The organism is Microcoleus asticus IPMA8, from assembly GCF_013179805.1.
Classification (GTDB): domain Bacteria; phylum Cyanobacteriota; class Cyanobacteriia; order Cyanobacteriales; family Microcoleaceae; genus Microcoleus; species Microcoleus asticus.
The window spans coordinates 15711-27259 of record NZ_SRRZ01000105.1 but is presented as its reverse complement, the minus strand read 5'-3'; the positions used below and the strand labels follow the sequence as shown (position 1 = coordinate 27259).

The 11549-nt window shown below is 42.3% G+C and carries 8 protein-coding genes and 1 tRNA gene; 4 read left to right on the top strand and 5 right to left on the bottom strand.

What is annotated here, in order from left to right; genetic code table 11:
• Positions 1–427: 427 nt before the first annotated feature.
• The 3 genes from E5S67_RS23635 (at position 428) to E5S67_RS23625 (ending at position 3564) form a co-directional block, all read left to right on the top strand.
• Positions 428–580 carry a response regulator gene (locus tag E5S67_RS23635; RefSeq protein WP_172190806.1) on the top strand — a complete coding sequence of 51 codons (153 nt, stop codon included), beginning with the start codon at positions 428–430 and terminating at the stop codon, positions 578–580.
• 91 nt (positions 581–671) lie between these two features.
• Entirely contained in the window at positions 672–2171 is a 1500-nt protein-coding gene (locus E5S67_RS23630; protein WP_172190805.1) for a sensor histidine kinase, read from the top strand.
• 304 nt (positions 2172–2475) lie between these two features.
• Entirely contained in the window at positions 2476–3564 is a 1089-nt protein-coding gene (locus E5S67_RS23625; RefSeq protein ID WP_172190804.1) for a response regulator, read from the top strand.
• Between the two features lie 103 nt (positions 3565–3667).
• Here E5S67_RS23625 and E5S67_RS23620 read toward each other — a convergent pair whose 3' ends face one another.
• The 5 genes from E5S67_RS23620 to E5S67_RS32640 form a co-directional block, all read right to left on the bottom strand.
• Positions 3668–6274, bottom strand: a complete 2607-nt coding sequence (locus tag E5S67_RS23620) for a PAS domain S-box protein (protein WP_172190803.1) — start codon at positions 6272–6274, stop codon at positions 3668–3670.
• Positions 6271–6666, bottom strand: coding sequence for a response regulator (locus tag E5S67_RS23615; protein WP_172190802.1), 396 nt, complete (start codon positions 6664–6666; stop codon positions 6271–6273). The genes E5S67_RS23620 and E5S67_RS23615 overlap by 4 nt, the downstream gene beginning before the upstream one ends.
• A 127-nt stretch (positions 6667–6793) precedes the next feature.
• Positions 6794–8230: a response regulator gene (locus E5S67_RS23610; RefSeq protein ID WP_172190801.1), complete on the bottom strand. Its 1437-nt coding sequence runs from the start codon at positions 8228–8230 to the stop codon at positions 6794–6796.
• Positions 8223–11093 carry a hybrid sensor histidine kinase/response regulator gene (locus tag E5S67_RS23605; protein ID WP_172190800.1) on the bottom strand — a complete coding sequence of 957 codons (2871 nt, stop codon included), beginning with the start codon at positions 11091–11093 and terminating at the stop codon, positions 8223–8225. Before E5S67_RS23605 ends, E5S67_RS23610 begins: the two co-directional genes overlap by 8 nt.
• 87 nt (positions 11094–11180) lie before the next feature.
• A complete protein-coding gene (locus tag E5S67_RS32640; RefSeq protein ID WP_216670667.1) occupies positions 11181–11375 on the bottom strand; it encodes a hypothetical protein in 195 nt (64 codons plus the stop codon).
• A gap of 86 nt (positions 11376–11461) precedes the next feature.
• Here E5S67_RS32640 and E5S67_RS23600 point away from each other — a divergent pair.
• Positions 11462–11534, top strand: a tRNA-Arg gene (locus E5S67_RS23600).
• Positions 11535–11549: the final 15 nt, after the last annotated feature.

The window sequence follows — 11549 nt, the reverse complement described above, 5'->3', positions numbered from 1 at the left end:
CAGAAAAGGAAACGGGCTGCAATGAATGATGAATACATGATGCTTCTTCTCAAATCCTTTTGTCAAGACTGATTGAGATGCTCTTACCCTGCACTGTATGCCCGCGATCCCAACCCTGGTTGTCATCGCTCATTTCCCAATCTAAAATCCTTCGACTGATCCCTCATGCCGAAGTCTTAAATCTTAAATCTCAAAGGGTATGACTTGGCTTTAGAAAGTGTGGCGTTAAGCAAATTTTTTAACAAGTTGCACAATAATGGAAGATGGGGTGCGAGCAATTAATTTTTTAAATCAATAAGGTTTGTATGTGAACTTAGCTCCTCCCGATTTAATTCTGCTTGACTTAAATTTGCCTAAAAAAAGTTGTTGAGAATTGTTGCGAAAAATTAACTCAGCACCCAAGTTAAAAATGATTCCGGCGGTAATTATGACAACCTCAGCAGCGGATGAAGAGATTCTCAAGTCTTATGCCCTGTTAGCCCGGTGCTACATTCATAAGCCTGTCGAGTTTAGTCAAGTCGCTAAGCTGGTAAGATGGATTGAGGATTGGTGGCCGGTGGTGGTGACAGTTCCCAAATAATAATTTTCAAGTTAAAAATGGCAAGGGAAAGCAAAAAAGTTTAACCTGAGATGGGTAGAGAGAAAATTTTACAGTCAAAAACGTATAAGCTATGTGGATTAAGATTCTGTTAGTAGAAGACAATCCTGCTGATGCTGATTTGCTTGCAGAACTGTTAGAAGTATCTGTGGGTGTCCAGTGGGAACTGGTGTCTGTTGAGTTCCTGCATGAGGCGATCGCACAACTGTGTAAACAACCCTTTGATGTAGTTTTGCTCGATCTTTCTTTGCCGGACAGCCGCGGTTTGGAAACCTTAACTCGCCTGCGAGAAGTTGCCCCGGATACGGCAATGGTGGTAATGACAGGCTGGGACGATGAGGCGATCGCACTTGAATCAGTTCGCTTGGGAGCTCAAGATTACATTGTTAAAGGTCAAATTACTACTCAATTATTAGTGCGGACGATCCGCTACGCGATCGAACGATCTCAAACATTTCAAATGCTGCGAGAAAGCGAGCGGCGTTTTCGGGCGATTTTTGACTCTTCGTTTCAGCTAACAAAGCTGCTGACTCCCGAAGGAATCGTGCTAGAAGTGAACGAGACAGCCCTCGATTTTGCCGGATTGCGATCGGAGGATATTGTGGGTCTGCCGATTTGGGAAATGGCGATTTGGGGTCAGTCGCAACAGGTTTGCGAACAATTGCAATGCGCGATCGGCCAAGCAAGTCGTGGCGAGTTTTTCCGCAGCGAAATCGACTTGTTAGCCAAAAGTGGCCAAATTGTGACTGTTGATTTCTCACTGAAACCTGTTAAAAATGAGACAGGACAAGTTTTGCTCCTGATTGCTGAAGCCCGTGACATTAGCGATCGCAAACGAGCAGAAGCCGAAATTCTCAAAGCACTCGCACGAGAAAAGGAACTTTCAGAACTGCGAGCTAAATTTGTCACAATGGTTTCCCACGAGTTCCGCACCCCCTTGACAACCATCCAATTTTCGGCTGGATTGCTGCAAGATTACAGTTTTCAGTGGTCACAAGATAAAAAAGCTACTCATTTTGTGCGGATTCAATTAGCCATTAAACGCATGACAGAGTTATTAGAAGATATCCTCGTAATTGGCAAAATCGAAGCAAATACCTTGCAGTTTCAACCGATTTCCTTAAACCTCGAAAAATTTTGCCGTCAACTGGTAGAAGAGCAACAGCTCAACGACAGCAACCAACACCCGATAACCTTTCAACATGAAGGTGGCAACTGCGACGCTCAAATGGATGAAAAACTCCTGCAGCAAATATTGGGAAATGTCCTCTCCAATGCCCTCAAATATTCTCCCGTCGCCAGTACAGTTTGCTTGCATCTCAAGTGTCAAAACAAAGAAGCTGTTTTCCAAGTTCAAGACCAGGGTATCGGGATTCCTCAAGCCGATCTAGAGCGGATATTAGAAACTTTTTACCGAGCTACCAATGTCGGCACTATTTCGGGAACAGGTCTTGGTTTAGCAATTGTGAAAAGGGCTGTGGAGCTTCACCGTGGCCAACTCGCGATCCATACTCAAGAAGGAAAAGGCACAACTTTCACTATTACCTTGCCTTTAATTTGCGCTAGCATATAACAACTGAATTATAGCAGAAGGCAGAAGGAAGTTCAGCAACAGATTTGCTTTCTTCGGGTGTAACGGATATAACCGAGGTCACCAAGAAGGAAGAAGAAGGCTTTAGTTATCTAGGAGAGAAGGAAAAAGCAATCGACCGCATAGGCAAAGGGCTATTAAGAATGTCCTCAGCGTCTTGGCGGTTGCTATATCAACTAAAAACATCCGCAGGTTAAGGATCGATTAAGTTCATAAATAAACAAATTTGTCAACTGCCTGAACGCAGGTTTTTTAAACAAACTACTAACTAAAAGGAGCAATAACCGTGGCAAAGATTTTGGTAATTGAAGACGAAGAATCGATTAGAGAAAATATTTTAGAGTTGCTCGAAGCCGAGAATTTTGAAGGAATTGGAGCAATTAACGGCAACGTCGGCATCAAACTGGCGATCGAACAAATCCCAGATTTAATATTGTGCGACATGATGATGCCGGAAGTTGACGGTCACGGCGTCCTCAAAGCTTTGCGTTCCGAACCTCTGACTGCCACAATTCCGTTTATTTTTCTCACAGCAAAAGCCGATAAAAGTGACGTTCGCAGGGGCATGGAACTGGGAGCAGACGATTACATTACTAAGCCTTGTACGCCGCAAGAACTGCTCAAAGCAATTGCTATTAGACTTGAAAAACAGAAAACAATTAGCAGGCAATCTCAAAAAACGCTAGACGAATTGCGCACCAACATTAGTATGTCGCTCCCCCACGAATTGCGGACTCCTTTGAATGCAATTATGGGTTTTTCCGAGCTAATTTTGTCAGAATATCATGTCTTAGAGGAATCAGATATCTTAGAGATGATCGGTCAAATCCAAACTTCCGGCCATCGCTTGTACAGGCTGATTCAGAACTTTTTGCTGTATGCAGAACTAGAGATAGCAGCCACAAATCCCGAACTGCTAAAGGAGATGCGCAATAGTGAATTTAGCTGCGTAAAATCTTTGCTGACTCAAAAAGCGCGGCAGCAAGCGAAACACGCGAATAGAACAGACGATTTACAATTAAATTTGCAAGATTCGTCGGTGGCTATGGATTCAATCAGACTCACAAAAATTGTTGAGGAACTATTGGACAATGCCTTCAAATTTTCTTTAGAAGGAACGCCGGTTTTCTTAAGCACTTTGGTGGAAAACCAGACTTTTGTTCTATCTGTAAAAGACCAAGGCCGCGGCATGACTGCCGATCAGATTGCACACCTAGAAGCTTACAGACAGTTCGATCGCAAACTTTACCAACAAGCAGGTTTAGGATTGGGTTTGGCTATCGTTCAACGCCTTGCAGAATTGCACGGAGGAGGATTTAAAATAGAAAGTTTGCCGCAGCAAGAAACAATAGTTTGCGTTTTCCTGCCTGTCTAAACAATGATTATACCAGTTTCAAAAAAGAAGACAACTGTAGGCAAAGTCCAAATGCTTATGGAATAAGTCATTCCCAATTATACAATCTAAATCTAAAATGGTATTATGCACGAGCGATCGCCCCTTTCAGACACCGCTGCATATAAATTTGAGCTACCTTATCATTAGGGTTGATTTCCAAGCACGCCGAAAACAATCTTTTAGCTTCGACACACCTGTCACTATTGTAGAGTACCAAAGCTTGCTCAAAGATTGTCTTTGTCTCTAACTTTTTCAGCCGTAACTCTGCCGGATCGGCCGAAAATACTTCATAAACTGTTACCATTTGCGATTTGCCTTTAACTTTGACGCGATCGATCAACCTAAAATCATAAATATCGTTCAACTGTATAAAAGTATTGTGAGTAATTAACATCGAAACTCCATACTCTTTAGTCAAACATTCCACGCGAGAGGCTAAGTTTACCGCATCGCTAATCACCGTGCTGTCCATCCGGCTTTGACCGCCAACCGTGCCTAACATCAAAGAACCCGTATTGATTCCAATGCCAATTTGCAGCGGCGGGCGATCGGGTCTATTGCGACTAATATTATACTCGTTAAGGTGTTCTAGCATAGCAATTCCAGCTTTCACAGCATCGTCAGCACTGCCATCAAACAGCGCCATAATCGCGTCGCCAATGTATTTATCAATAAAACCAAAATTGTCAGTAATTGCAGGTTCCATCCGCGACAAATAAGCATTAATAAATTGAAAATTTTCTTCGGGATTCATTGTCTCAGAAAGAAAAGTGAAATTGCGAATATCTGAAAACAGCACCGACATTTCTTTCTGTACTTGATCGCCTAATTTTACTTCCAGAATACTTTCATATCCCAGAAAGTGGAGAAATTCGTGCGGCACAAACCGCCCGTAAGCATCTGTTAATTTTTCTTCCGCTGCTAAAGCTTTTTCCAACTCGTCTGTGAATTGGCGGCGCTCGGTTTCTACCTCTTGACGTTCTGTGATGTCTTGAAAAGCTGCGATCGCGTAAACTATGTTTTTCCGTTCGTCGTAGATTGGAGTCGCCCAAACCTCGATCGGCACACTCCGATCCGACCCATGAATTTCTAGATCGTCCATACGCACAAATTCTCCCCGCAACGCCCGAATAATCGGTTGGCGATCCCTCGGATACAATTGATTAGTTCCAGCGTCGTAAAAATGATAAGCTTCTGGAAATTGCTCAGTAACCACATCAGAAATTAAACCTTGGGCTAGTATCCTTTCGCCCCAAGAATTCATATAAAAAGGTTTACCCTTACCATCCACAACAAATATTCCGACCGGCATCGCTTCCAGGAATTGAGTCAATCGGCTTTCGCTTTCTGACAGCGCCTCGTTTAACTTTTCTTCGGCTGCCAAAGCTTTTTCTAAATCATTAGTAAACTTAATTCTTTCCACTTCCACCTGTCTTTGCAAACTAATATCCTTAGCAAAACCCTGATAGTAAAGCACTTCACCGTTAGCATCACAAACTGTGCGCGCATATTCAGAAATCCAGATAATGCTGCCATCTCGACAGTAAACCTGAGACTCAAACTCACACAGAGTACCGTGCTGTTTCATCAGCGCCAGAAACTCTTGACGGCGGTTTGGTTCCACGTACAATTGCTGCTGAATATCATTAATACTTTCTATCAATTCTGACGCGGAATCATAGCCGTAAATTTCCGCAAGAGCAGGATTCGCACTAATAAAAAGTCCCTCTGGCGTCGTTTGAAAAATACCTTCTAGAGCATTTTCAAATATCCCGCGATACTTCTCTTCAGCTTGAATTAGCGCCGCTTCAGCTTCCTTGCGTTCAGTTATGTCACTAAAAGCAATAATCGCATAGGAAATGTCGCCTGTAGAATCATAAATTGGAGTCGCCCAACTCTCTACAGGAATAATCTTATTAGCTGTACGAATTTCTACACTCTCAGTCCGCACATTTTCGCCCCGAAGTGCCCGCATAATTGGCAAGTCTTCCACGGGGCATCTCTGATTAGTTCCGGCTTTATAGAATTGATAAATTGCTGCTTTTTGCTCTGAATTAATATGCGGCACAGTGCCTTTGCCAAATACATCCCGCGCCTTCTGATTAGCGTAGAAAGATTGCCCGTTTGCATCAAGTACACACACGCCCAAAGGGATAGCTTCTAAATATTGCGTCAAGCGACTTTCGTTTTCATGGAGTTTGGCAATCAGCATTGCCTGCTTGCGGTTTAATTTTACCAACTCCTGATTCATTTCCTGGAGTTCTCTTTGTTTTTCAGCTAATTGTTTATCTTGAAAATATCTATATATTGCCTCAGTAACAGTTAATTTTAAGTCATCACATTGCCAAGGTTTAGGTATGTATCGGTACAATTTAGCATAGTTAATAGCATTGGCTACCGCCTCCAAATCTGCCTGACCAGTCAGCATAATCTTGAGACAATTTGGCGAAATAGCATGAACGCTCCTTAATAGTTCGTCTCCTTTCATATTAGGCATGATATGATCCGAAATAACCAAAGGAACTTCATACTGTTCTGCTAAAAGTTCTGACAGCAACTCTAAAGCTTCTTCGCCACTTTGGGCGGTTTCAATTAAATATTTATCTTCAAAGGCTTTTAGCAGGTCTATTTCCAGACTATCGAGTATAGTCTGCTCATCATCAACACAAATAATGACAGGTTTTTTCATAAATTTGCTAGACCAGAATTAATCGCTTCAATTAATTCTTGATTTTCCCAAGGTTTTTGTATAAAAGCATGAAGATTTGCTTGATTTTTTGTTCGTTCGATTGCTTGTTTGTCTGCTTGTCCCGTCAGCATCACTTTCACAATTTGCGGATATTTTTGATGAATTATAATCAGCAGTTCATCTCCTTTCATTCCGGGCATCAACCAATCAGAGACAATCACTAGAATGTTAACATCAGCTTCACATAGCTCTTCAATAATCTCTAGGGCTTCGGCAGCACTTTCAGCAAATTCGCAAATATATTTACCGTTAAATGCCTGTTGCAGTTCAATTTCTAGACTTTCCAATACCCCTACTTCATCGTCAACGCACAAAATTGCTGGTTTAGACATCGCTAGTTTCCTTCTTTAGTGTGGCAGAGTCAACCCCGATGGGTAAGCACACCGTTTTCCAAATTCTACATCCCGCGCCGTAAGACTGCAAATTTTTAGCCCCAGACTTCAGTCTGCGGCGCTTTACCTACTCTGTTAAATTAATCGGCAAAGAGACTGTAAATGCTGTTTTACCGGGCACGGACTCCACATCAACTCTACCCTGATGTTTTTCAATTATTTTTTTGACAATATCCAATCCCAACCCGCTGCCTTCTCCCGCAGGTTTGGTAGTAAAAAACGGCTCAAAAATTTTCATGAAAATCTCCGGTTGAATCCCCTTACCGCTGTCAGTAATTTTTACCAGGATATTGGTATCTTGCTCTACCACGTCAAGTGTTAAAGTTCCTTGATTGTCCATCGCTTGTAAGGCATTGTGAATTAAATTTGTCCAAACTTGGTTGAGTTCGTCGGGATAACACAGTACCGCAGGCAATTGATCTTGATAGTTTCGGACGACTTCTACACCCTGCTTTATCTGGTTCTGATAAAGAGTTAATACAGTTTCAATTCCCTCGGTAATATTCACCTGTATTTTTTCCCCATTTACATCGTAACGCGAATAATTTTTTAGGGCAAAGACGACTTTTGCAGCGCGTTCAGTAGCGGTAGCGATGGTTCGGGCGCTTCTGTGAATGCTAGCAAAGTCATAGGCTGTTTTTATAATGTTTTCGCTGTCAGGATCTTTAAGCAAAGGCAAGAATTCTTGCAAATTTCCATGCAATCCGATATTGACTAAAATGCTAGCAATGCTGTCAGCATTGTCAATCCCTTCCGACTCTAATTGCTGCTTCAGGTCTTTTTTCAATCCCCGTTTTTCTCGCGTAGATAAAGAGTAAGTTTGTTGGCTGGAACTGTACATCAAACTCACGAAATCCTGCTGGCGTTCGGTTGACAGTTCTTTGAAAAAAACTGGCAAACTTTCGAGATTGTTATCCAAAAAGCTGGTAATATTTCCAATAGACGATCGAATCGCCCCCAGTGGCGTATTAATTTCATGAGCAATGCCCGCAATTAATTGCCCTAAGGCAGCCATTTTTTCCGATTGCACTAATTGACTTTGAGTAGCTTGCAGTTGGTCTAAAGTAACAGTCAGTTCATCGTTTTTCTGTTGGAGCTTTTTTTGCAACTGGCAGATTGCTAAATGGGTTTCTACCCTAACTAGAACCTCTTCCACGTGAAAGGGCTTGGTAATATAATCTATCCCGCCCACAGCAAAGGCTTTGACTTTATCTAGTACGTCATTAATCGCGCTAATAAAAATCACCGGAATGTCGCGAGTGCGTTCATCAGCTTTGATTTTTTCGCAAACTTCGTACCCATTCATTTCGGGCATCATAATATCCAGCAAAATCAAATCGGGAGGCATACCTTTTGCCGCCGAAAGCGCTAACTCACCGCTAGGTACGGGGCGGACTTTATAGCCCTTGCCATTCAAAATTCCGGCTAGGAGGCGCAAATTAGCTGGGGTGTCGTCAACTACTAAAATATTACCGCGATCGGTGCTGAGAAGGTCGTTATTCATTTGATATTCTTTGAGAGATTAACTTTAAAACTTTGTCGTACTCGAAATTTTCTATACAATTCGCGATCGCACCAGCCGTTACAGCATCCTTTAATCGAATTTGCTCGATAGAGCTATCAATTAAATCCATATCAGCATTCAGTATCGCCAGCTTTAAATCAGCTACCAGCGAGTCAGGCAATTTCACGAAATCAGCCGCAGTCATTGCGCGATCGCCCTCTTTGATAGCCAATAAACTAGCTTGACCCGGATCTTCATAAAGATAGCGCACTCCGATATGTTTGTGCATAGCATCAAAAATATCCGCTTCCCGGAAAGGTTTCCGCATAAAAGCATCGCAGCCCGCAGATAAAATAACTGCCCGTTCTTCCTCCAAAACGCTCGCAGTCAGTGCAATTATCGCCGTAGCTTGACCTTTAATAGTGGTTTTAATGTATTGCGTCGCTTCGTAGCCGTCCATCACCGGCATTCTCATGTCCATCCAAATTAAATGCGGTTCCCAACTGTCCCAAACCTCAATAGCTTCTTGACCGTTAGTAGCTTCTTTGAGTTCAAAACCCAGAGGATGAAGGATTTTAATTAACAGTTGGCGGTTGAGCGGTTTATCGTCTACTATCAAAATTCGATATGTGTGTTGGTTTGGTTCCAGGGCAATAACATTGCGGGTCGGTTTTCTGCTTTCAATATCAGCCGCATCGACCGCAATAACTTGAATGTCAAACTTAAAATTAGTTCCCTTGCCAACAGCAGAACAGACACTCATTTCGCCGCCCATTAATTCGACAAATTTGCGGCTAATTGGCAATCCCAAGCCTGTACCTTCTTGCGAATCTTTGCCTGTCTTGGTTTGCACGAAAGCTTCAAAAAGATTGTCTAATTCATTGGTGGCAATACCGGGGCCAGTATCTTCGACTTCAAAATGGAGGAAAAAGGAAGAGGCAGCTTCTGCTTCGTCACGTTGGGTTGTAAAAATTGCGTTTTTAGATTGATTTAAGTGGGAGACTTCCAGATTATTCCTGGCGGAAACTTCTCTATTATTTTTTAATGATACTGAGAGATAAAGATTTTTCTCTTCTCTATTCTGATTTCTGCCTGATGACTGCTTGCTAACTCTGACTGATACACCGCCCTCCTCGGTAAATTTAAGAGAGTTATTGAGCAGATTAATTAAGATTTGCCGCAACTTTAAATCGTCAGTTTCTACGTATTGCGGCACCTCTGGACTGCGCTCAAAAACTAACTGCAAATGCTTGTCATCTGCTTTGAGTTGAAACATATCTTCCAAGTCGTTGAGAAGGCGATAGAGGTCGATTTTTTTTTGATTGAGGGTAGTGCGCCCCGATTCAATTTTAGATAAATCTAGTACGTTATTAATCAGGGTGAGTAGGTGTTCTCCGCTGCTGCTAATTATGCTAATATTTTCTTGATGTTCTGGAGATAGAGTTTGGCTGCGAGTCATCAGTTGGGAAAAGCCGAGAATTGCATTGAGAGGCGATCGCAATTCGTGGCTCATGTTAGCAAGGAAAGTGCTTTTAGCTTGATTTGCTACTTCCGCTTTGTCTTTAGCTACAGCCAATTCCGCCGTCCGCTCATGCACTCGGTGTTCTAAAGTTTCAAAAGATTGTTGCAGTTGTTGAGCCATCCTGTTAAATGACTTGGCTAATTCCCCTAATTCGTCGGATCGTTCGCTTTCTACTGTTTGGTTCCATTCACCTTTAGCAATATTTTTGGCTGCTGTATTTAAGCTCAAAATAGGATTTGTCACCCACCGAGAAGTCAGAATGCCGATCGCCACAGCTACTCCTAAAGCTGCAAAACAAAGCAAAACCGCTGTGCGGGTATTGGTATCGATTTCTTTGGTGAAATCTGCTTCGGGAACAACTACTACAATCAGCCAGTCTAAACCTTTGCCGTCTTGGAACGGTAGGACTTTTAAAAGTTGTCGCTTGCCATCTATTTCAAATTCTAATAACTCTGACTTTTTAATTTGGTTTAATTTGTGAAACTGTGCAGTCAAATATTTAGCTGTCGCTTGAGTAAAAGGGTTGCTGCTTTCTTCCACTTTAAACAATTGTTTTTGATTATCTTTGGTGCGAAAGGGTTTTTCGGTGGTGGAAGTTGCTAACAAAGTACCCTGGCGATCGATAATAAATGTTTGACCGGATTTGCCAACTTTGAGACTGTTGAGAAATCTCCCAAGATGGTCGAGACGCAAGGCAGCACATAATACTCCTTCTAGCTGATATTTTTCGCTGTATACTGGTTGGAGAGCGTTGATAATTAATGTCGGTTCTAGTAAAGAAACAAAAACCGAACTCCAAGTTGGTTGACCTGATTTTACTGCACTTTTGTACGCAGGATGCTGTCGGTTATCAAAGTTTTTGACAGCGGTAACAACTGTAGTGCGATCGCCGTTTTTATCTGTATTATAAGAATAAAAATTTAACCCCGTAGATTTCTCTATCACATTAATCGTTCGGGAACCGTTAGACAGTTGTTCACCGGATCTATAATCTCCGTTCTCGTTGCCAACGGAGGTATAATTGATATAGGGATATAATTGTACTTGCCGCAAAAGATATTTCTCCCAAGCTGATAAGTTTTCCATCTTTAACAACCCGAGCTTAACAGCATCCAGCTTGGTTTGATTGATTTGATGGGGAGTTTTTAGGTAAACTTGTAGGTTTTGCTCTACACGCAAACTCACCTCGCTCATTAACTGACTGGCAAGGTTATTAACTGCTTTTTGTCCGTTTCTAAAAGACAGATATCCTACGAGTCCCACGGCTCCCACGATTTGCAGTATAAATGGAACTATGAGAACAGTTCGCAGCGGTAATTTGTCTAAAATTTTAGAAACCATAAAATTGAGAGGTTTGGTGAACTTAGTCTAGAACCGTATTTGCACAACCGGTCTTAACAGCAGCACCATTTATTTACTGCCGATTAGCTAGGAGGAATTGATGCGGACTATTTTAGCTGTGGTAGATGCTCGACCCCGATCGAATGTGAACCTAATGTTTGCTAGATTGAAGTCTATTATTTTACCCATTGTCGTATTATTGTGACCTTTTAGATAAAATTTGCAGTCTCTGGGTTCGAGAAGTACCTGATATCCGATCGCGCAGGCGAGTTGAACCCGCATGGGTCAAGCGGTTTGGAGTCAGGCCAGGAAATTTGCGATCGGCACTCGCCATTTTCCGCAACACGTGTTATACTCAGAAAAGTCAAGGGCACGTAGCTCAGTGGATAGAGCATCAGGTTCCGGTCCTGAGGGTCGGGGGTTCAAATCCCTCCGTGCTCATTTAAATTTATAGAA